We start from the raw sequence: 19,790 nt of genomic DNA on the forward strand, positions 1-19,790 counted from the left end.
TTCTCCCTATCTCTACGGCACGAGAGTATGCGAACATATGTTCGTGTCGGGCGGCGAGTCGAACATCCTGCATGCCGACCTGGACGCGTTCTACGCGTCGGTCGAGCAGCGGGACGACCCACGCCTGCGCGGCCGGCCGGTGATCGTCGGCGCCGGGGTGGTGCTCGCCTGCAGTTACGAGGCGAAGGCCTACGGCGTCCGGACCGCGATGAACGGCGGCCAGGCGTTCCGGCGGTGCCCGCAGGCGATCGTCGTGCAACCCCGCATGTCGGCGTACTCCGAGGCCAGCAAGGCGGTCTTCAAGGTCTTCGAGAACACCACCCCGCTGGTCGAGGGGTTGTCGATCGACGAGGCGTTCCTAGACGTCGGCGGACTGCGCAAGATCGCCGGTACGCCGGTCGAGATCGCCCGGCGCCTTCGTGCCGACGTACTGGCCCAGGTGGGTCTGCCGATCACGGTCGGGGTGGCCCGGACGAAGTTCCTCGCCAAGGTGGCCAGTGGAGTCGCCAAGCCGGACGGGCTGCTGGTGGTGCCGCCGGACCAGGAGCTCGAGTTCCTGCACCCGCTGGCGGTGGAGCGACTGTGGGGCGTCGGCGAGGTGACCGCGGAGAAGCTGCGCAACCGCGGGCTGACCAAGGTCGGGGATGTCGCGATCCTGCCGGAGGCCGCGCTGGTCGCGATGCTAGGCCGGGCCTCCGGGCGGCACCTGCACGCGCTCGCGCACAACCGGGACCCGCGGCCGATCGAGGTCGGCCGGCGGCGGGGCTCGATCGGCTCACAACGCGCGCTCGGGCGATCCCCCAAGTCGCCGGAGACCCTGGACGCAGTACTGGCCGGGTTGGTGGATCGGGTGACCCGACGGATGCGGTCGGCGGGGCGGGCCGGGAGAACCGTCACGCTCCGACTGCGGTTCGACGACTTCACCCGGGCGACCCGGTCCCATACGTTGCCTCAGGCAACCGGTCAGACCCGGGCCATTCTGATCACGGCCCGCGCGCTGATGGCGGCGGCGCGCCCCTTGATCGAGAGACAGGGCATCACCATGGTCGGCGTCTCGGTCGCCAACCTGGAGAACGAGGGAAGCGTTCAGCTGGCCCTGCCGTTCGACAAGGCCAGCAACGACGAGCTCGACTCGGCGCTCGACAACGTCCGCGACAAGTTCGGCAGCAAGGCGGTCACCCGCGCCGTCCTCCTCGGTCGAGACCAGGGCCTCACCGTCCCGATGCTGCCGGACTGACCCCGACGAGCTTCACCAGATACCGATCGACCTGCTCTTCGAGCGGCGGCCAGGGCAGATCGGGCTGGTTGACCCTCATCGACACGGCGCCATGGACGGCCGCCCGCAGGTCGAGCGAGACCACCGCGGCATCGTCGGCCGGAGCAAGGCCGGCGTCCATACAACGCTGGACCGCTTCGGTCAGCTGCCGGCCGAGGACGAGCTTGAACGACACGTCCGCCCGCTGATTGATCGTGCTCTCGTGCAGCACCTTGTACAGGCCGGGGTGCCGGTGGGCCCAATTGCCGAGCACCAGCACGCGGGCACGAAGTACAGCGACTGGGTCGGATGCGGCATCCGCAGCCTGCTGGACCGACTCCATCAGGTCTCGATGCGAGCTCTCCAGCGCAGCGAGCACGAGGGCGTCACGGTCCGCGAAGTGGATGTAGACGGAAGTCGCCGCGATGCCGATCTCGCGGGCCACGGCTCGCAGCGACAGCGCCTGGTCGTCGGCCAGGTTGTCGAGCATCCGGACGGCGGCGCTGACGATCTCCTCCCGGAGCCGCTCACCCTGGCCGCGCGGGTTCCGCCCGCGCGCGCCGTCCTTCGCCGTGGTTTCCATACCGGCGATTGTAGTCGGACAACTGTCGCGCTACAGTCGTAGCACTACAGCTGTTCAGTTAAGGAGAATCCGCCATGCCCCCGTCTCTGGAAGACAACAAGCAGACCGTCCTGGACTTTTATGAGGTCGGCCTCAACCAGCGGGACTTCGAGGCCGCCTCGAAGCTGATCGGTCCGTGCTACGTCCAGCACAATCCGTTGATCGCCGACGGGATCGAGGGTTTCCGGGACTTCCTCGGCTACCTGGCCACCGAGTTCCCGCAACTGCGGGCCGAGGTGAAGCGCGTCTTCGCTGACGGCGACTACGTCATCGGTCACGTGCACGGGATCCGGGTCCCCGGCCAGCGCGGTACCGCGATCGTCGACATCTTCCGCCTCGAGGACGGCAAGATCGTGGAGCACTGGGATGTCATGCAACCGATCCCCGAGGACGCCGCGAATCAGAACGGAATGTTCTGAGGTGACTACGGTCAACCCCGCCCAGCCGACGTTGGTCGCTGATCCGCGCCGGTGGTGGGCGCTGGCCGCGGTGTCGACGGCGCAACTGATGATCGGCCTCGACCTGACGGTGATGAACATCGCTCTGCCGTCCGTGCAGACCTCCCTCGACCTGTCCGATCCAGGGCGCCAATGGGTTATCACCGCGTTCGCTCTGGGGTACGGCAGCCTGCTGCTCCTGGCTGGACGGCTGTCGAACCTGCTCGGCCGTCGGCGCAGCCTGCTGATCGGGCTGACCGGGTTCGCGCTCGCTTCGGCGCTCGGTGGCGCTGCGACCGGACCGACGATGCTGATCGGCTCACGTGCACTGCAGGGGGCGTTCGCCGCCCTGTTGACTCCGTCGGTGCTGGCGACGCTCGCCGCCACCTTCCCGACTCCGACCGAACGCGGCAAGGCCTTCGGGATCTACGGGACGGCCATGGGGAGCTCCTCCGGCTTGGGCGTGGTGCTCGGCGGCATCCTCACGGCCTACCTCGACTGGCGCTGGTGCATGTACGTGAACCTGCCGATCGCGGTCGCCGCCGGATTCGGAGTGCTGTACGCGGTGCGGCCCGCGCCCCCGGCGAGCGGCGTACGGATCGACCTCGTCGGACTACTGCTTGCCACGGGTGGACTGATGGCCTTGGTCTATGGCTTCGCCCGGGCCGAGTCCGACGGCTGGGGTGCGGCGATCACTGTCGGATCGCTGGCAGTCGGTGTGCTCGCGTTGGGCGCCTTCGTCTGGGCACAGAGCCGGGTCTCGGCACCATTGCTGCCACTCCGAGTGGTACTCAGCCGCCGCCGGGCCGCGTCCTACCTCGCCGTCTTCACGTTAGCCGTCGGTATGTTCGCGGCGTTGTTCTTCCTCACCTTCTACCTGCAAAACGTGCTCGGGTATTCGCCGATCCAAGCCGGGCTGGCATTCCTCCCGCTCACCGCGGGCCTGATGATCGGCGTACGGATGGTGAGTCCGCTCCTCGCCCGCGCGTCGGTGGGTTGGCTGCTCAGCCCGGGACTCCTCACGATCGCGGCCGGGCTGGGACTGCTCAGTCTGGTCAGGGTCGACAGCGGCTATTGGCTGCACGTCTCTCCGGTGTTCCTGTTGGTGGGTCTCGGCACCGGGTGGGTGCTGGTGACGGCCAACAGCATCGCCACGCTGGACGCCGGAGCCGACACCGCGGTGGCCGGCGCGATGGTGATGACCTCGCAGCAGATCGGCGCCTCTCTCGGCACCGCTTTGCTCAGCACAATCGCCGCTACTGCGGCCGCCGGCTTCCTCCGGACGCACCCTGGATCGGGGGCTACGGCCACCGTTCATGGGTTCACGACAGCGAGTGCCGGAGCGGCCGGATTCCTTTGTACTGCAGCGATTGCGGCGTTCCTGACGGTTGGGAGGCGGTCCGCCGGGTAGGGTGCTCGAGTGAGGGATCTGAGGTCGTTGCCGAAGGCCGAATTGCATGTTCATCTGCTGGGCGCGATGCGGCAGTCGACGATGGCGGAGCTCGCCGTTCAGGAAGGGATCGACGCACCTGATCCGCGCGTTTTCGCGAGCTTCGACGACTTCCAGAAGTGCTTCCTGGCATCCTTCCAGTTGTGCACCGCGCGGCCGGAGAACATGCGCCGGTTGGTTCGTGAAGTGGTGGCGGACGCGGCCGCCGACGGTGTCGTCTGGGTGCAGCCGCACTTCGATCCGCATGTCTTCACGCCGCTCGGCACGCCTGATGAGGTGATGGAGCTCGTGCTGGACGAGGGGTTCGCCGCCGGCCTCGAATACGGCGTGGGCTTCGGGTTGACGATGGCGGCCCAGCGGCATACCGACGCGGAGGTCGCCGAGGATCTTGCCCGGTACGCGGCACGCTATGTCGGACGCGGAGTACACGCGCTGGGGTTGACCGGCAATGACACGGTCGCTCCGGCCGAGGTGTTCGCGAAGGCGTTCGCGATCGCGCGGGATGCGGGGTTGACTTGTGCACCTCACGCGGGCGAGTTGGCCGGACCGGAGAGTGTGCGTGCTGCCGTGGAGGAGCTTGGCGCCACTCGCGTCGCGCATGGGGTTCGCGCGGCCGAAGATCCTTTGGTACTGGAGTTTCTGGCCTCGCGCGGAGTCTCGCTCGACGTGTGTTTGACCTCGAACCTGCTGCTCGGGGTGGTGCCTTCGATCGCCGAGCACCCGTTGCCGCGGTTGCTTGCGGCCGGAGTACGGTGCTCGCTCGGGGCCGACGACCCGCTGATGTTCAGCGTCGGCCTGTACGACGAGTACGAGCTCGCGCGATCCGCCCTCGGGCTGTCCGACGAGGAGTTGGCCGAGATCGCCCGCACCTCACTCGCCACCAGCGATGCGCCGGCCTCGTTGATCGAGACGGGACTCGCCGGGGTCGACGAGTGGATTCAGAGCCGCGGGTAGCCGATCTCGGCGATGTCGTCCTTCAGGTCCTTGAGCCGGACCTCCGGGTTCAGCGCGGTGACGATCTCCTCGGTGAGTGGCAGCTGCGCGTAGACGTGATGGACGGCGTCGAGCTCGAGCGGGACCTCGTAGTAGTCCTCGGCAAACGACAGATATGCCTCGGGCCGACCGTCGGCCAGCAGGCTGAACAGCCAGTCGGCGCCGTCCCTGGCGGCATTCTCGACCGGGCCGCAGTGCCACCGGTCATCAGCCGGGGTGCGCCAGAAGCAGACGGTCACGGAGCGGTTGCCCTGCTCGTCCTGGAAGGCTGGTTCATCCAACGCCGGCGCGAGTTCGTCCGGAACACCGATGAACAAGCCGGGCCACGACTGCATCGAAGGGTGCACCCACGGCGACATCGGCGACTCGTGGTCGAAGCCCTGCGCGATGGCACCGGCGGGTGAGAAGACGATCGAGTACTCGTCACCCGACCCGTTGCGCATCAGCGCGGTCTCCTCGGTCTCCGACCAGCGCGAGTCGAAGCTGTAGTACCGGTACTCCGGCTCCGGGCTCAGCACCGCGTCGAGCACCGCGAGGGCCCGGCTGGTCCTGCGCACCTTGTCGATGTCAGGCAGCCGGCTGATCAGTTCGTAGACGGACACCCGAACATTCAAGCGCTTCCGGGGAACATCCGCGCAGTCGCCTGTGGATAATCGTGGCCCGCCGCGGTCCACCCTCGTGATCGAGTGGGCCGCGGTTCGCTCGAACGCGCTGGTCAGCGGCGCTGGACGACTTCTTCGGCTACCTCGACGAGTTCGCGGTCGGTTGCCTCGGTCTCCGGGTCGTGGGCCGGCTCCAGCCGGTCGTGCGCGATCAGCGACTGGATAGCCCGCAGTACTGCGCTCGCGGCCGCGCCCCAGGTGGAGACGTAGGAGAACTGCCACCACCACAACGCCTCGACGACCCGGCCCTCTTCGTAGTGGGCGAGGCCGTGCACCAGATCCGTGGCGATCGCGGTGAGGTCGTCGGAGAGCCGGTTGACGGTGATCTCCGGCGGCGCGGCGTACGGATCGAAGACCTCGGCGTACTCGTCCAGGCCCTCGAAGAGGATCGCGAGGCGGTCGCGCATCGCGTCGAGGTCCGGGTCCGGGCCCGCGTCGCTCTCGAACCGCTCCTCCGGGACGAAGTCCTCGAACGCGCCGAGCCGGCCGCCGGCGAGCAGCAACTGGCTCACCTCGAGCAGCAGGTACGGCAGCGAGGCGAGACCCTCGTCGATGCCGTCCTCGTCGGGTTGCGCGGCGATGTCGCGCACGGAGATCAGGAAGCTCTGGACCTGGTCGGCGATCTGCTCGGCGAAATCGAGCAGGTCCTCGCTGTCCGTCGCGAGCGCCCGGTCCGCGATGTCCACCGGACTATCGGTTGATTCAGTCATCGATCGATCGTCGCCCTTCAAACGCCCGTCCGAGTGTGACCTCGTCGGCGTACTCGAGATCACCGCCTACTGGAAGTCCACTAGCCAAACGGGTGACGCGCAACCCCATGGGCCGGAGCAACCGGCTCAGGTAGGTGGCTGTCGCCTCACCCTCCAGGTTCGGATCGGTGGCCAGGATGATCTCGGTCACCTCTCCGCTGGCGAGCCGTTGCATCAGTTCCCTGATCCGCAGCTCGTCCGGTCCGATCCCCTCGATCGGCGAGATCGCGCCGCCGAGGACGTGGTAGCGGCCGCGGAACTCGCGGGTCCGCTCGATCGCCACGACGTCCTTGGCCTCCTCGACCACGCAGATCAGCGCGAGGTCGCGACGCGGGTCGCGGCAGATCCGGCACTGCGTCTCCTCCGAGACGTTGCCGCAGATCTCACAGAACTTGACCTTCTCCTTCACCTGCACGAGCACGTGCGCGAGACGCCGTACGTCGGTCTCGTCGGCGGAGAGCAGGTGGAACGCGATGCGCTGTGCGGACTTCGGACCGACGCCGGGGAGCCGGCCGAGCTCGTCGATGAGGTCCTGGACGGCCCCTTCGTACACGTCAGCCCGGGTTCTGACCGGGCAGACCGGTCGTGCCACCGGGGTTCGTGAACCCGATCCCCGGACGGCCGCCTTCGGCCGCGTCATCATCCGTCGGGCCGCCGAGGCCGGGCAGGCCGCCGCCAAGACCGCCGGCCAGCGGGCCCATCGCCCGGGCCGCGACCTCCTTGGCGTTCTCCGAGGCGTCCCGGACCGCGGCGACGATCAGGTCGGCCAGGGTCTCGGTGTCGTCGGGGTCGACTGCCTGGGGGTGGATCGTCAGGCTGAGCAGCTCACCCGTGCCGGACACCAGCGCGGTCACCAGCCCACCACCCGCGGAGCCCTCGATCTCCTGACTCTCCAGGTTGGCCTGGGCCTCCATCAACTGGTTCTGCATCTGCTGCGCCTGAGCCAGCAGGTCGGACATGTCGAAGCCACCAGCGCCCTGCGAACCGCCACCGTCGAACACCGCGATCTCCCGTCCGAACTGCTTCCCAGTTCCACTTGCTCCCCGAGCCTAGCCGGTCGCCCGGACAACCCCACCCGCCGGTCACCCAGACCGGGAAACCGATAAGTCTCCCAAGCCTTCTCCACAGGTTGTGGACACCTTTATCCACAACCTGTGGATGGCAGGTAGCGCGCCGTCGCCGCTCCCGCCTGCCGACAATCCCCTACTCGCTTCCACGCTGTGGATGAACACGGAGAACCTGTGAATTCAGCAAACGTTCACACCGCGGCTCTTCCCCAGGTAGCGCGGCACCACTCCGCGGTGGCCCGAAGGGTCAGTTCGGCTCTTCGGTGATGATCTGGGCGCCGAGGGTTTCGCGGAGGAGGTCGGTGTGGCTGCGGGAGTCCTCTTCGAGGATCACGTCGTCCTCCCCGATGGCCTCCGCTTCCTCCTCGGGGGTGAGGGGAGCTTCCTCGACCTGGACCTGAGCGGCGCGCCGAGTCTGCTCGGCCGCCTCAGCTGCGCGACGCTTGCTGGCGGCTTGTTCCCGGCGGTCCGCGGAGAGCTGTTCCGGGTTGGCTGCCGGCGCTTGCGGTCCCCCGGCCTGCTGATCCGACTGAAGCGCGGCCTGATCACTAGCCGCCGGAGCATCCTGTACCGCGACCGCCTGGTCGCCCGCGGCCGGCGACTGCACCGCGGTGGCAACCGCGCCACCATCGGCAACTCCCGCGGCGAGAGCATCCGCAGTACCGGCTTGCGAGTGGTTGCCAGCGGGACCTGCACTTGATCCGTTGCTCGTGGGCGCATCCGTGCCGCCGGTGGGAGCAGTGCCGCCGGGTCCACCGGCAGGCGGAGCGGCTGGGGACGCCGCATCCCAGGACGACGAAGGCGGAGAACTCGGCGGTGGCGGCGCCGCGGGAGGAGCCGCACCGGGATCACTCGACGGGTCGACGACAGCCTCGACCCGGCGGTTCAGGCCGATGGTGTCGATCATCGCCTGCCGGAGGATCTCGTCGCTGCCGGACCGCGCGAAGCTCTCGCGGGCACCGGCGTTCACCAGCCCCAGCGTGAGGGTCTGCTCGTCGATCGCGATGACCTGCGCGTTCTGGCTCAGCATGATCCAGGCGAACCGCCGCTTGGCCTTGACCGCCTCGAGGATCTCGGGCCACAACCGCCGCACATCAGCCAACCCCACCGACCCCGAGGACGCCTGCGCAGCGCTGGGAGCCGACGGAGCGCTGGCGGCGGGTGCGCTCGGAGCTGGAGCGGTCGACCGCCCGGACGACTGTGCGGAGCTGGATGCGGGTTCGTCTCCCCACGCCCCGGAGCGCGATCCTGAGTTGTCGACCGGCGCCTGGGCAGCGGGAGGCGCAGCTTGCGAGGCCGCCGCGCCCTGGGACCGCCCCGCCGGCGCCTGCTGCTGGCCCGGGACCTGAGTCTGGCTCGGTGCCTGAGGCTGGCTCGGTGCCTGAGGCTGGCTCGGTGCCTGTGACTGGTCCGGCGCTTGTGACTGGTCGGGCGTTTGTGGGCGCGCCGCCCGTTGCTGAGGAGCCGAGGGTGGCTGCGCCTGGGGAGTTGCTTGCGGCTGAGGTGAAGGAGCCGCCGGCGCAGTACCGGCTGGGGCGCCGGTGATGGTCAGGCGGCGTTCCATCCGGTCCAGGCGGGCTTGGATGCCGTTGGTGGAGTCGTCGGCGCCTGGGAGAAGGACTTTGGCGCAGATCAGTTCCAGTTGGAGGCGTGGGGCGGTGGCTCCGCGCATCTCCAGGAGGCCGGCGGCGACGATGTCGGCGGCTCGGGTCAGTTCGGCGGGGCCGATACCGGCCGCCTGGGTCTGGAGGCGCTCGCCCTGGTCCTCGGCGGCCTCGATCAGCCCGGAGGCGACTGCGTTGGGCACGGCCGACAGGATCACCAGGTCGCGCAGCCGGCGGAGCAGGTCCTCGGCGAAGCGCTTCGGGTCCTGCCCGGTCTCGATGACCTTCTCGATCGTCTCGAAGACGGCCTTGCTGTCGTGCGCGGCGAATCCGTCGACACAGGCGTCGAGCAGCGAGTCCGGCGTGAACCCGAGCAACTGGACAGCCAGCTGATACGTGACGCCGTCCGCGTCGGCGCCACCGATCAACTGGTCCAGCACACTGAGCGAGTCACGCACCGAACCGGCACCGGCGCGCACCACCAGGGGCAGCGCGGCCGGCGCGATCGTGACGCCCTCAGCCTCGCACAGGGTCGCCATGTAGTCGGCGAGCAGCTTCGGCGGCAGCAGGCGGAACGGGTAGTGGTGGGTCCGGGACCGGATCGTCCCGATCACTTTGTCCGGTTCGGTCGTCGCGAAGATGAACTTCAGGTGCGGCGGCGGCTCCTCGACCAGCTTCAGCAGGGCGTTGAAGCCCTGCGTGGTGACCATGTGAGCCTCGTCGATGATGTAGATCTTGTAGCGGCTCTCGACCGGCGCGAAGAAGGCCCGCTCACGAAGGTCGCGCGCGTCGTCGACACCACCGTGCGAGGCGGCGTCGATCTCGATCACGTCGATGGAGCCGGGGCCGCCGCGGGCCAGGTCGGTACAGGACTTGCAGACCCCGCACGGCTCGGCGATCGGGCCCTTCTCGCAGTTGATCGCGCGGGCCAGGATCCGGGCGCTGGTGGTCTTGCCGCAGCCGCGCGGGCCGGAGAACAGGTAGGCGTGGTTCACCCGGTTGTTGCTCAGCGCGTTCCGCAGCGGAACGGTGACATGGTCCTGCCCGATCACCTCGGAGAAGTTCTCCGGGCGATACCGGCGGTACAACGCTAGGGGTGCTTCCACGACGGCAACCCTAGCGCCGACGCCCGACATTTCCTCCCCACGCCCTGATCCCCGTACGGCGCCCCTGAACTTCGGGCCGCTTCCGGACATCGAGCCGGATAGGTATTCACAACTGGGGGTGGACCACGCAAAGGCGAGCATCCGGACGGTACGAGACCCTGATGGCCAGCCGCTGCGGCCAGCACGGCACTCTCCTCCTGGGCATCGACAAGGACACCGGCGCGGGCTACCTCTACGCCGTCGGCCACGCCACGGCACGGCCACAGTGATCCAGAGTCTCGGCAAGACCCCCGGCACCTTCGCCGACCCGGTCAACTTCCGCTGGACCAACCACAACGACCCGCCCTGTACGGCGAGTGATGATCAGCTGAACCGCTTGACGACGTCACGGACCCGTACTGCGTAGTCCCCCGCCGGGCCGAAGTGGGCCAGGACACTGAGGAGTTCGCGGAGGTTCAGTAGCTGGAGGCGGTCGCGCCAGCCGGGCTCCGGGGGTCGGAGCTCGTGGTAGGCGGCGAAGAAGGGTTCGGGGATTCCGCCGGTGCAGTAGGCCATGCTCAGATCGACCTCGGCCCAGGTCCAGCTCACGGCCGGGTCGATGAAGACCGGCTCACCCGTGGTGGTGCTGATGATGTTCGACTTCCACAGATCCCCATGGGTGAGCACGGCCGGCGCCGCTGGGACCAACTCGCTCAACCGGCCGCAGAGGCGTTCGAGCCCCACGAGGTCCTCGAGCTCCAAAGCCTGCTGGACTCTCGGCTCGCGCAGGTAGCGCAGGATGCGGTGGGTCGCGAAGAAGTGGTGCCCGTCCTCGTCCCAAGGGTTCTCCTGAGGAAGCAGGCCCAGCCAGCCGTCGTGGTCCCAGCCGTGCTGCGGGGAGGTCTTGCCGTGCAGCTCTGCCACGGCCCGCCCGGCCGCTTCCCAGAACTCAGTTGTGTCGGGCTGCCGGAGGTCAGTGCCTCCAGCGTCAACGATTCGGCGCCGACCGCGACGACGGCCGGAGTACGCAGGCCGCCCAGATCCCGCAGTACTCGCAGACCTGCGGCTTCGATGGCGAACAGGTCGTCCGGCGCGCCGCGTGAAGACTTCACAACCACGGTCTGGCCGTCAGACAGCGTCACCTGCCAAGCGGTGTTCGCGAACCCGCCTGTCAACTCCTCCACCGAGCGAACCTCCACGCCGGCCGGCGCGAGGTCGTCACTCCATCGCTCGTCCGTCATGGGGCTGAGCGGCGGCCTTCCTCCAGGACTGAGAGGAGGTAGTCGCCGTAGCCGGACTTGGTGTGGTTGTCGGCGCAGCGCTGCAGGCCGGCGTCGTCGATGAAGCCCCGGCGCCAGGCGATCTCCTCGGGACAGCTGATCTTCTGGCCCTGTCGCGTCTCCACCGCGCGGACGAACTCACCGGCCGCCATCAACGCGTCGAACGTCCCGGTGTCGAGCCACGCGGTACCGCGCGGCAGTACTTCGACCTGCAGCCGCTTCTGCTCCAGGTAGCTCGCGTTGATCGCCGTGATCTCCAGCTCGCCCCGATCCGACGGCTTGATCTCCTTGGCGATCTCGACGACATCGCTGGAGTAGAAGTACAGCCCCGGTATGGCGTACCTGCTCTTCGGCCGTTCGGGTTTCTCCTCGATGCTCAGCGCCCGGCCGTCGTCGTCGAACTCGACCACGCCGTACGCCGACGGGTCCGCCACCCGGTACGCGAAGACCACCCCGCCGTCCACCTCGTTGAACCGCTGCAGGTGCAACCCGAGGCCGGGCCCGTAGAAGATGTTGTCGCCGAGCGCGAGCGCGACCGGCTCGGACCCGATGAACGACTCCCCGATCAGGAATGCCTGGGCGAGCCCCTCGGGCGCGGGCTGTTCGGCGTACGAGAGTTCCATCCCGAACTGCGATCCGTCGCCGAGCAGGCGCTGGAACTGCGCGGTGTCCTCCGGCCGGGTGATCACCAGCACCTCGCGGATGTTCGCCAGGATCAGCGTCGACAACGGGTAGTAGATCATCGGCTTGTCGTACACCGGCAGCAACTGCTTACTGAGCCCCATCGTCAACGGGTGCAGCCGCGTCCCGTCACCGCCGGCCAGGATGATCCCTCGCATTCCGGCCACAATACCGCCGGGTCCTACGCTGTCGCGGGTGACCATCAACCCGACAGGAGACGCCAGGCAGCAACTCGTCATCGAACGGGCCCGCACCGTATTACCTGAGGACGACCGCATCCTCGCCGTCTACCTGGCCGGCAGCTACGGCACCGGCGAGGCTGACGAGTTCAGCGACGTCGACGTGCACTGCGTCATCACCGACGACAGCGTTCCCTGGTTCGAGGAGCACTGGACCGAGGCGATGACCGCGATCGCCGGGCCGACCGTCCTCACCGACCGGATCCCCGGGCTGCTGGGTGGTCTCGGCATCACGCCGGACTGGCTGCACGTCGACCTCGTCCTGCACCCGAGCGCGGGTTTCGACCGGTTCCAGTACGACGGGATCCGGGTGCTCTTCGACCGCGACGGATCCCACCTCCCCGACGGCGACCAGCCGCGCGCAGGAGGTCGCCCGGGTACGCCGTACTGGCCGGAGCGGGAAGTCAGGTTGTTCTTCTACTTCCTGGGCAACCTGGTCACCGTGCTCGGCCGGGACGAGCAGATCGTCGGGCACCAGGGAATCGGCGCCGTCCGCGACCAGCTCATCGCGCTGATGCTGGCCGAGCGCGGCGTACGCCGTACCGGTGGAGCCAAGCGCCTGAACGCCTATCTGTCCGACGAACAGCGCACCTGCCTGGAGGGGATCCCGTCAGCAGGCTGCGACCCGGCGGACATCGTCGCGGCGAACCGATACCTCTGCCGCGAGTTCATCCGACGAGGCAAAGCTCTCGCCGAGGTCACCGGCGAGCCGTGGCCGCAAGCCTTCGTCGACGCGACCCTCGCCCACCTCCACCGCCACTTCGGCGTGCCCTTCTAGTTCTCCAGGTGGTAGTCCGCGAAGCGCGAGCGCAGGTCCTTCTTGGAGAACTTGCCGACGCTCGTCTTCGGGACCTCGTCGATGAACTCGACCGCGTCCGGCAGCCACCACTTCGCCACCAGCGGCTCGAGGTAGGCCAGGATCTCCGCCGACGTCGCGGTCTCGCCCTCCTGCAGCACTACGCATGCCAATGGCCGCTCGTCCCACTTCGGATGCGGTACGCCGATGACGGCCGCCTCCTTGATCGCCGGGTGCGCCATCAGCAGGTTCTCCAGCTCCACCGAGCTGATCCACTCGCCACCGGACTTCACCAGGTCCTTCGTCCGGTCGACCAGCCGCACCGAGCCGAACGTATCGATCGCCGCGACGTCGCCCGTCTTCATCCAGCCGTCCTCGGTGTTCAGCTCGACACCTTCGTCGGGGCGGTAGTACTCGGCCGCGATCCAGGGACCCCGCACCTGAAGCTCACCCGTCGCCTCGTCATCCCACGGCAGCGGCGTGATCGACCCAGGCTCGACGATCCGTACTTCAACTCCCGGCAGCGGCTGTCCTTGCCGGGCACGGAGCCGGGCCTTCTTGTCCTCCGGCAGGTCGTCGTAGCGAGCCGGAACGTGCGCCGCGGTGGCGACCGGGCTGGTCTCGGTCATCCCCCACGCCTGCAGGATCGGCTTCCCGAGCTTCTCCCTGAACGCTTCCGACAGCGCCTGCGGCACTGCGGAGCCGCCGCACGGGACTCGCCGCAGCTTCGGCAGCTCCACCCCGTCGAGCAGCGGCAGCAGCCCCTGCCAGATGGTCGGAACGCCCGCTGCCAGGGTCACCTCCTGCTCCAGCAGCAGCTTGAGGATCCCCTGCGGCGTCATGTCCGGCCCGGGGAACACCAGGTTGGCGCCGGCCATCGGAGCCGCGTGGGCGAGGCCCCAGGCGTTCGCGTGGAACATCGGCACCACCGGCATCACCGTGTCGGTCTCGGTCAGCCCGATCCCGGCGTTGGTGAGGACGCCGATCGAGTGCAGCCAGGTCGACCGGTGCGAGTACACGACGCCCTTGGGGTTGCCCGTCGTACCGCTCGTGTAGCACATCGCCGCGGCCTGGTTCTCGTCGTCGACGTGGAACTCGACCGGCTCGGCCGCCGCCAGCAGCTCCTCGTAGTCGTGGAACCGCGGGTCGTCCGGCACCTCCACGCCCGGCGCTCCGGCCGGCAGGTCGTCCATCACCACGACGTGCCGGACCAACGGCAACCGGTCGAGCAGCGGGAGGAACAGCCCGAGCAGCGTCCGGTCGACGAAGACGACCTCGTCCTCGGCGTGGTTCGCGATGTAGACGACCTGGTCGGGGAACAGCCTGATGTTCAGGGTGTGCAAGACCCGCCCGGTGCACGGTGCCGCGAAGTACAGCTCGAGGTGCCGTCCCGAGTTCCAGGCGAACGTCCCGACCCGCCCGTCCGCACTGATGCCGAGCGTGTCGAGCACACCACCCAGCCGCCTCGTCCGCGCCGCCCATTCGGCGTACGTCGTCGTGGTGGGCGCGGGTCCGCCGGTATGCACGGTCTTGTCCGGGAAATGCTGCTCAGCCCGCCGGAAGATCGTGTCCAGCGACAACGGGAAGTCCTGCATCAGACCTTTCATGACCACACTCTGCCAGTCCTGGTGTCAGCTTGGCCATGACCGCTCCGGGACCCGACAACGCACTGTCGAGGAATTCCTCGATCGGCCCTGAAGTCAGTTCGACCAGGGTTCGGCGGCGGTGGTGACGGGTTCGCCCGTGCGGGCGGACTCCTCGATGGCTAGGGCTAGGAGGTGGTCTTGGGAGGCCTCGGCCAGCGGGTACGGCGGGGGGCCGTCACCGCGGGCGAAGGTTGTCATGCGGTCGAGCAGGGTCGCGATCGAAATGTCCTCGTCGGCCAGTCGCACGTCCGGGAAGGGGTTGCGGTAGAGCACCTGACCGTCGAGCGACAAGTGGTCCAGGGCGAAGCCTTCGAGGTTGAAGTCGATGCCGGTCTGGCGGCGGACCAGCCGTGACTCCACCGCCGTGGTGACGTCGGCGAGGCGGATGAGGTGGTCGTCGACCAGTTCACCCCGGCTGCCGCGGATCACGATGCGGTTCTGGCGGAGCGGGTTGTGCCACTGGTTGTCGGTGAAGTCGTAGAGCGCGGTCCGGCCGCCGCCGAAGTCGATGGTCGCCAGCGTGGTGGTGGCGTCCTTCGGGTCGTCGTTGCCCGACCAGCCGTCACGAACCATCGGATCGGCCAGCGGCGCGCCGAACTTGCGGGCGTGGACCGTGGCCGGCCCGCGCCCCGCGTCGAGCAGCCGGCGGACCACCGCCAGCGCGTGGTAGAGGTGCGTGGACGACATCTGGACCGAGGTGGCCTGACCGAGGGCTCCCGAGTCGATCAGAGCCGCCTGCGCCGCATGTGACGGCAGGAACGGATTCTGCTCGGCCACCTGGACGAGCCCGGTCGCGCCGACGTCCGACCAGAGTCGGCGCAAACCCTCGAGATCCGGCGCGGGCGGGGTCTCGCTCAGCACCGGGATGCCGAGGGCAACGAGTTCCGTGGTCACCCGCGGAGCAACCTCCCACGGTACGGAGACGATCACGAAGTCCGGCTTGTCCACCGCCAACTCGCCGACGGAGCGGTAGGTGGGGACGCGCCACTCCCGTTCCACCTCCTGGCCGCGTTCCGCAGTACGGGTGACGACACCGCTGACCTCGAACCTGTCCGGCATCGCCTCCGCCAGCCGGTGGAAGAAGCCGGTGCGCCAGCCGCTCCCGACGATCCCGTACCGCCCCGGCCTGGCGTTGTCCGCTGGAAGTGTCGCCATGTCACCCCTTCATCGGTTGGGCCCGCCGGAAGCATTCTCCCCCAGTCGCCTCCGCTCAACAATTAGTTGACACGACATACATGTCGTGTAATCTATTGCTCATGGACATCAGCAGAGTGAGTGCGCTCAGCACCGGCACCGTCCGCATCCGGCCCGAACATGTCGGCCCCACGGACAAGCATCTGTACGTCTGGCTCGCCACCTCGCGCAGTTGGACCCCACCGCGGCCGATCAACGTCTACGTCGTCGAGCACCGAGAGGGTCTGGTGCTGTTCGACACCGGCCAGGACCGCGCCTCGGTGACCGAGCCCGACTACTTCCCGGGCGGGCTGAACGGCCTGATCTACGACCGGCTCGCCACCTTCGAGATCGGTCCCGAGCAGACGTTGACCCGCCTGCTCGCCGCCAACGGGTACGACATCCGCGACGTGCACACGGCCGTCCTGTCGCACCTGCACCAGGACCACATCGGCGGGCTGCCCGAGCTCAGCCACGCCCGCATCGTGATCGCGGACGACGAGTGGAAGTCGATGCGCCGCCCGCTCGCGGCCGCGCGCGGCTACCTGCGGCAACACATCGATCGGCCCGATCTGCACTGGGAACGGATTCACCTCGAGCCGCTGGAAACCGGTCCGTTCACTACCGGCCACGACCTCTTCGGCGACGGCGGCCTGGTGCTGCTGCCGACTCCCGGACACACGCCGGGCTCGCTGTCGATGCTCGTACGCCGCCCCGGCGAGCCGCCGCTGCTCATGGTCGGGGATCTCACGTACGACGCGGAGCTCCTCGCGGCCGGGGAGGTCCCTGGAGTCGGGAAGAAATCGGAACTCCGGCAGTCCGTTGCCAAGGTCAACGAGTTGCGCGAGCAGCACCGCGGCCTGGTGGTCCTGGCCGCCCACGATCCCGCCGCGGCCGGGCGCCTCGTCGTACCGGCTGGTGGTTCGGCGCCGGGGGTGGGCTGGTGAAGGTCGCGGAGGAACTGCGCTACTTGATCCTGGCGATCCAGCGCGAGGGCAACCGGCTGCTGGCGGCGGAGCTCCGGCCGCTGGGCGTGACGCCATCGCAGGCTGAGGTTCTGCGCGTACTGCGAGACCACGGGCCGCTCACCTTGAACGCCCTGGGCGGACTGCTCGTCTGCGAGACGGGGAACAGCCCGAGCCGGCTGGTCGATCGGCTCGTCGCGCAGGGACTGGTCCAGCGCGACACGGATCCGGACGACCGCCGCTACCTCGCGCTGAGCCTGACCACGGAAGGGAAGGCCCTCAGCAAGCGCATCGTCGCGGCTGAGGAAGTGCTGCACGACAGCATCGAACAACTCGTCGCCGGACAACCGGTGGACGAAACCATCATCACGCTGCGCGCGCTGGCCGGGGCCTTCCCCGCCGGAGAAGCCCTAGCCCGCCGGCGCGCCGCCGAGGAGGCCTGAAACCCCATGGAACAAGCAACTCTCACCATCTCCGGATCACCCGTCGACGTTCTGCTCGATCCCCTCGCGCTTCCCTTGTGGAACGAGGCTTTCCTGCACATCGACGGCCCGCCCGTCCCTTCCGTCGGCACCCGCTACACGCTCCGGGTCCGCCCCGGTCTCAGCGGCTGGCTCGAGTACACCGCGATCACCAGCGACCGTGTGGAGATCACCTGGCAGGTCCCGGGTTTCCACGAGCACGGTATTTGGTCGATCGAGGACGGCCGGGTCACCCATTCGTTCGAGCACACCGGCCCGCTGGCCGCAGTACTGCGTTCTGCCTATCGCGGGATCGCCGCAGTACGGCTGGAGCGGTTGCGCGAGCGGGTGCTCGGCCTCTCCACGCTGTAGTCAGTGGAAGTGGGCGCCGGGTTTGCGGTAGCCGCGGAGGAGGTCGCGGGAGATGATCAGGCGCTGCATCTCGTCGGTGCCCTCGAAGATGCGCCAGAGGCGGACCTCGCGGAACCAGCGTTCGATCGGGAGTTCCTTGGTGTAGCCCATGCCGCCGTGGATCTGCAGCACCCGATCGGCGACGCGGTTCACCGTGTTCGTGCCGTAGAGCTTGGCGATCGCGCTGTCGTGCTGGGGATGCCGGCCCTGGTCGACGGTCCAGGCGGCGTACAGGACCAGCCAGCGGGCCGCCTCCAGCTCGACCTCGGAGTCGGCGATCATCCACTGGATCGCCTGGTTGTCGGCGATCGGGCTGCCGAAGGTCTGACGGGTGTTGGCGTGCTCGATCGCCAACTGCAGAAGGCGTTCGCAGACGCCGATCCCGCGGGCCGGGATGATGAAGCGGCCCTTCATGATCCAGCGCATCGCCAGCTCGTACCCCTGGCCGATCTCGCCGAGCACATGATCCTGGGGCACCCGGACATCGTCGAAGTTCAGCGTCGCCGGGACCGCCGGGCCCATCGTGACGATCTCGTCCGAGGTCCAGCCGCGGTCCCGGTCGACCAGGAACGCGGTGAAGCCCCCCTTCGAGCCCTTCTCCGCATCCGTCACCGCGATCACGATGGCGAAGTCGGCTTCGTTGCCTCCCGTGATGAAGGTCTTCTCACCCCGGATCACCCAGTCGTCACCGTCGCGTCGCGCGGTGGTGCGGATCGCGCGGGTGTCGGAGCCCGCCCCGGGCTCGGTGATCGCGAAGCAGGACCGCCGCTCGCCGGAGATGGTCGGCAGCAGGTACTCCTTGCGCTGCTCCTCATTGCTCTCGAAAAGAATGTTGTCGGCCTCGCCGCCGAACGAGAACGGCACGAAGCTCCGGGCCAGCTCGCTGGTGATCAGCGCCTGGTCGACCGACGACAGGTCCATCCCGCCGTACTCCTCGGGCGTGCTCAGCCCCCAGAAGCCGAACGACTTCGCCTTCTGCCGGAGCTCGTCCACGACGCCCGGCTCCAGCCCGGGCAACCCCTCCCGCTCCCGCTTGAGCACCTCGTTCTCCAGCGGCATCAGCTCCCTGCGCACGAACTCGCGCGTCGTCTCGCGAATCGCCCGCTGTTCCTCACTGAGCGAGAAGTCGACCATCAGCCCTCCATCGATCCGGTGTTCAACCACCGTAGGCCGATCTAGGGCGCAGCACATGCTGATGGAGATTCGCAGTACGCGTCCACCGGTCGCCCACCACTCACCAAGGACGCGGGATCTCAGTCGGCGGGCTCGGCCCGAGCCTGCGGCCTTCGGCTACCGAGGGTTTCGTGAGTGGTGGACGTCCGCGCCTTAGGGAGCGATGGGGACGGCGCGCTTGTGGGTGGTGCGGCGGTGGGTCGCGATGATCGTTTCGGCGGCCTTCTCGTCGACCGGCTTGCCTTCGAGGAAGTCGTCGATCTGGTCGTAGGTGACACCCAGCGCGACCTCGTCGGGCAGGCCCGGGTTGTTGGTCTCCAGGTCCGCCGTCGGGATCTTGCCGGTGATCTCGTCGGGCGCGCCCAGGCGTGATCCGATCGCCCGCACCCGCCGCTTGGTCAGCCCGGCCAGCGGAGTCAGGTCGCAAGCGCCGTCGCCGTACTTGGTGAAGAACCCCATCAGCGCCTCCGCCGCGTGATCCGTACCGACCACGAGCCCGCCGCGCGCGCCGGCCACGACGTACTGCGCGATCATCCGCTGGCGCGCCTTGATGTTGCCTGTGTGGTAATCCGCCCGGTCGCCGAGATCCGAGTGCTTGACCGACTCCACCATCGCGTCCGTGGCGGGTTTCACGTCGACCGTGAGCGTCTCGTCCGGGCGGATGAACTCGAGCGCCCGCTGGGCGTCCACCTCGTCGGCCTGTACGCCGTACGGGAGGCGCATCGCGACGAAGGTGGCATCCCCACCGCTCGCGCGGACCCGCTCGACCGCGAGCTGGCAGAGGCGCCCCGCAGTACTGGAGTCGACGCCGCCGCTGATGCCCAGCACGTACGTCGAGGCGCCGGACAGGCGGAGCTGATCCGTCAGGAAGGTGAGGCGGCGCTCGATCTCGAGGTCCGGGTCGAACGACGGCGTCACGCCGAGCTCGGCGACGATCAGCTCCTGCAGGTACTGGCGGTCGAGCTCGCTCATCGGACTCCCTCGTCGGTGTGGACAGACGAGACCAGCCTATTTTCTCCGGCACCGGGCGCCGTCCGGGGG

At 68.5% G+C, this 19,790-nt stretch carries 20 protein-coding genes and 1 pseudogene; 8 read left to right on the top strand and 13 right to left on the bottom strand.

Going from position 1 to position 19,790, the window contains the following annotated elements:
- Positions 1–37 precede the first annotated feature (37 nt).
- Positions 38–1,237 carry a DNA polymerase IV gene (dinB, locus tag EV648_RS09955; RefSeq protein ID WP_132288020.1) on the top strand — a complete coding sequence of 400 codons (1,200 nt, stop codon included), beginning with the start codon at positions 38–40 and terminating at the stop codon, positions 1,235–1,237.
- On the opposite strand, the gene EV648_RS09960 is transcribed toward dinB, so the two are convergent.
- Positions 1,212–1,838, bottom strand: coding sequence for a TetR/AcrR family transcriptional regulator (locus tag EV648_RS09960; protein ID WP_132288023.1), 627 nt, complete (start codon positions 1,836–1,838; stop codon positions 1,212–1,214). The genes dinB and EV648_RS09960 overlap by 26 nt on opposite strands.
- A 74-nt stretch (positions 1,839–1,912) precedes the next feature.
- Between EV648_RS09960 and EV648_RS09965 the strand changes: the two genes are divergently transcribed.
- Genes EV648_RS09965 through add form a run of 3 tightly spaced genes read left to right on the top strand, consistent with a single transcriptional unit; the run spans position 1,913 to position 4,718 of the window.
- On the top strand, positions 1,913–2,296 hold the full coding sequence (locus EV648_RS09965) for a nuclear transport factor 2 family protein (RefSeq protein ID WP_132288026.1): 384 nt from the start codon (positions 1,913–1,915) through the stop codon (positions 2,294–2,296).
- A 1-nt stretch (position 2,297) separates the two neighbouring features.
- Positions 2,298–3,725: an MFS transporter gene (locus tag EV648_RS09970; protein WP_199234517.1), complete on the top strand. Its 1,428-nt coding sequence runs from the start codon at positions 2,298–2,300 to the stop codon at positions 3,723–3,725.
- Positions 3,726–3,734: 9 nt separating this feature from the next.
- Entirely contained in the window at positions 3,735–4,718 is a 984-nt protein-coding gene (gene add, locus EV648_RS09975; RefSeq protein WP_132288032.1) for an adenosine deaminase, read from the top strand.
- Here the strand turns inward: add and EV648_RS09980 are convergent.
- The 8 genes and pseudogenes from EV648_RS09980 to rfbA all read right to left on the bottom strand — a co-directional run bounded on the left by EV648_RS09980 (position 4,703) and on the right by rfbA (position 12,043).
- Entirely contained in the window at positions 4,703–5,359 is a 657-nt protein-coding gene (locus tag EV648_RS09980; RefSeq protein ID WP_132288035.1) for a hypothetical protein, read from the bottom strand. The genes add and EV648_RS09980 overlap by 16 nt on opposite strands.
- Before the next feature lie 113 nt (positions 5,360–5,472).
- Positions 5,473–6,129 carry a DUF5063 domain-containing protein gene (locus EV648_RS09985; protein ID WP_132288038.1) on the bottom strand — a complete coding sequence of 219 codons (657 nt, stop codon included), beginning with the start codon at positions 6,127–6,129 and terminating at the stop codon, positions 5,473–5,475.
- Positions 6,122–6,721, bottom strand: a complete 600-nt coding sequence (recR, locus tag EV648_RS09990) for a recombination mediator RecR (RefSeq protein ID WP_020391097.1) — start codon at positions 6,719–6,721, stop codon at positions 6,122–6,124. Before recR ends, EV648_RS09985 begins: the two co-directional genes overlap by 8 nt.
- A gap of 1 nt (position 6,722) precedes the next feature.
- On the bottom strand, positions 6,723–7,169 hold the full coding sequence (locus EV648_RS09995) for a YbaB/EbfC family nucleoid-associated protein (RefSeq protein WP_132288041.1): 447 nt from the start codon (positions 7,167–7,169) through the stop codon (positions 6,723–6,725).
- A 313-nt stretch (positions 7,170–7,482) separates the two neighbouring features.
- Entirely contained in the window at positions 7,483–9,945 is a 2,463-nt protein-coding gene (locus EV648_RS10000; RefSeq protein ID WP_199234518.1) for a DNA polymerase III subunit gamma and tau, read from the bottom strand.
- Between the two features lie 363 nt (positions 9,946–10,308).
- A complete protein-coding gene (locus tag EV648_RS44725) occupies positions 10,309–10,848 on the bottom strand; it encodes a fructosamine kinase family protein (RefSeq protein ID WP_199234519.1) in 540 nt (179 codons plus the stop codon).
- 131 nt (positions 10,849–10,979) lie between these two features.
- Positions 10,980–11,165, bottom strand: a pseudogene (locus tag EV648_RS45145) (aminoglycoside phosphotransferase); the annotation flags it as partial.
- Complete coding sequence (gene rfbA, locus EV648_RS10010; protein ID WP_132288047.1) at positions 11,162–12,043, bottom strand: glucose-1-phosphate thymidylyltransferase RfbA; 882 nt, start codon at positions 12,041–12,043, stop codon at positions 11,162–11,164. The gene rfbA and the pseudogene EV648_RS45145, both read right to left, overlap by 4 nt.
- A 37-nt stretch (positions 12,044–12,080) precedes the next feature.
- Here rfbA and EV648_RS10015 point away from each other — a divergent pair, with 37 nt between their 5' ends.
- Positions 12,081–12,902: a nucleotidyltransferase domain-containing protein gene (locus EV648_RS10015; protein ID WP_158293954.1), complete on the top strand. Its 822-nt coding sequence runs from the start codon at positions 12,081–12,083 to the stop codon at positions 12,900–12,902.
- Here the strand turns inward: EV648_RS10015 and EV648_RS10020 are convergent.
- Together EV648_RS10020 and EV648_RS10025 are read right to left on the bottom strand one after the other, a co-directional pair.
- Positions 12,899–14,527: a long-chain fatty acid--CoA ligase gene (locus EV648_RS10020; RefSeq protein ID WP_241995011.1), complete on the bottom strand. Its 1,629-nt coding sequence runs from the start codon at positions 14,525–14,527 to the stop codon at positions 12,899–12,901. The genes EV648_RS10015 and EV648_RS10020 overlap by 4 nt on opposite strands.
- Before the next feature lie 93 nt (positions 14,528–14,620).
- A complete protein-coding gene (locus EV648_RS10025; protein WP_132288053.1) occupies positions 14,621–15,721 on the bottom strand; it encodes a Gfo/Idh/MocA family protein in 1,101 nt (366 codons plus the stop codon).
- A 101-nt stretch (positions 15,722–15,822) separates the two neighbouring features.
- On the opposite strand from EV648_RS10025, the gene EV648_RS10030 reads away from it, so the two are divergent.
- From EV648_RS10030 to EV648_RS10040, 3 genes are read left to right on the top strand one after another with little or no spacing between them, the layout of a single operon-like run.
- On the top strand, positions 15,823–16,686 hold the full coding sequence (locus EV648_RS10030) for an N-acyl homoserine lactonase family protein (protein ID WP_132288056.1): 864 nt from the start codon (positions 15,823–15,825) through the stop codon (positions 16,684–16,686).
- Complete coding sequence (locus tag EV648_RS10035; RefSeq protein WP_132288059.1) at positions 16,683–17,147, top strand: MarR family winged helix-turn-helix transcriptional regulator; 465 nt, start codon at positions 16,683–16,685, stop codon at positions 17,145–17,147. Before EV648_RS10030 ends, EV648_RS10035 begins: the two co-directional genes overlap by 4 nt.
- A 6-nt stretch (positions 17,148–17,153) precedes the next feature.
- Entirely contained in the window at positions 17,154–17,537 is a 384-nt protein-coding gene (locus EV648_RS10040) for a hypothetical protein (protein ID WP_132288062.1), read from the top strand.
- Here EV648_RS10040 and EV648_RS10045 read toward each other — a convergent pair whose 3' ends face one another.
- Both EV648_RS10045 and nadE read right to left on the bottom strand, forming a co-directional pair.
- Positions 17,538–18,710, bottom strand: coding sequence for an acyl-CoA dehydrogenase family protein (locus EV648_RS10045; RefSeq protein ID WP_132288066.1), 1,173 nt, complete (start codon positions 18,708–18,710; stop codon positions 17,538–17,540).
- A gap of 192 nt (positions 18,711–18,902) precedes the next feature.
- Complete coding sequence (gene nadE / locus EV648_RS10050; protein WP_132288069.1) at positions 18,903–19,721, bottom strand: ammonia-dependent NAD(+) synthetase; 819 nt, start codon at positions 19,719–19,721, stop codon at positions 18,903–18,905.
- Positions 19,722–19,790 lie beyond the last annotated feature (69 nt).

The organism is Kribbella sp. VKM Ac-2568 (assembly GCF_004345365.1).
GTDB lineage: Bacteria > Actinomycetota > Actinomycetes > Propionibacteriales > Kribbellaceae > Kribbella > Kribbella orskensis.

Bases quoted from the DNA above. Each gene is read 5' to 3' on its own strand.
- dinB (WP_132288020.1), top strand. From the start codon at position 38: ATGTTCGTGTCGGGCGGCGAGTCGAACATCCTGCATGCCGACCTGGAC.
- EV648_RS09960 (WP_132288023.1), bottom strand. From the start codon at position 1,838: ATGGAAACCACGGCGAAGGACGGCGCGCGCGGGCGGAACCCGCGCGGC.
- EV648_RS09965 (WP_132288026.1), top strand. From the start codon at position 1,913: ATGCCCCCGTCTCTGGAAGACAACAAGCAGACCGTCCTGGACTTTTAT.
- EV648_RS09985 (WP_132288038.1), bottom strand. From the start codon at position 6,129: ATGACTGAATCAACCGATAGTCCGGTGGACATCGCGGACCGGGCGCTC.
- rfbA (WP_132288047.1), bottom strand. From the start codon at position 12,043: ATGCGAGGGATCATCCTGGCCGGCGGTGACGGGACGCGGCTGCACCCG.
- EV648_RS10020 (WP_241995011.1), bottom strand. From the start codon at position 14,527: ATGAAAGGTCTGATGCAGGACTTCCCGTTGTCGCTGGACACGATCTTC.
- EV648_RS10025 (WP_132288053.1), bottom strand. From the start codon at position 15,721: ATGGCGACACTTCCAGCGGACAACGCCAGGCCGGGGCGGTACGGGATC.
- EV648_RS10030 (WP_132288056.1), top strand. From the start codon at position 15,823: ATGGACATCAGCAGAGTGAGTGCGCTCAGCACCGGCACCGTCCGCATC.
- EV648_RS10040 (WP_132288062.1), top strand. From the start codon at position 17,154: ATGGAACAAGCAACTCTCACCATCTCCGGATCACCCGTCGACGTTCTG.
- EV648_RS10045 (WP_132288066.1), bottom strand. From the start codon at position 18,710: ATGGTCGACTTCTCGCTCAGTGAGGAACAGCGGGCGATTCGCGAGACG.
- nadE (WP_132288069.1), bottom strand. From the start codon at position 19,721: ATGAGCGAGCTCGACCGCCAGTACCTGCAGGAGCTGATCGTCGCCGAG.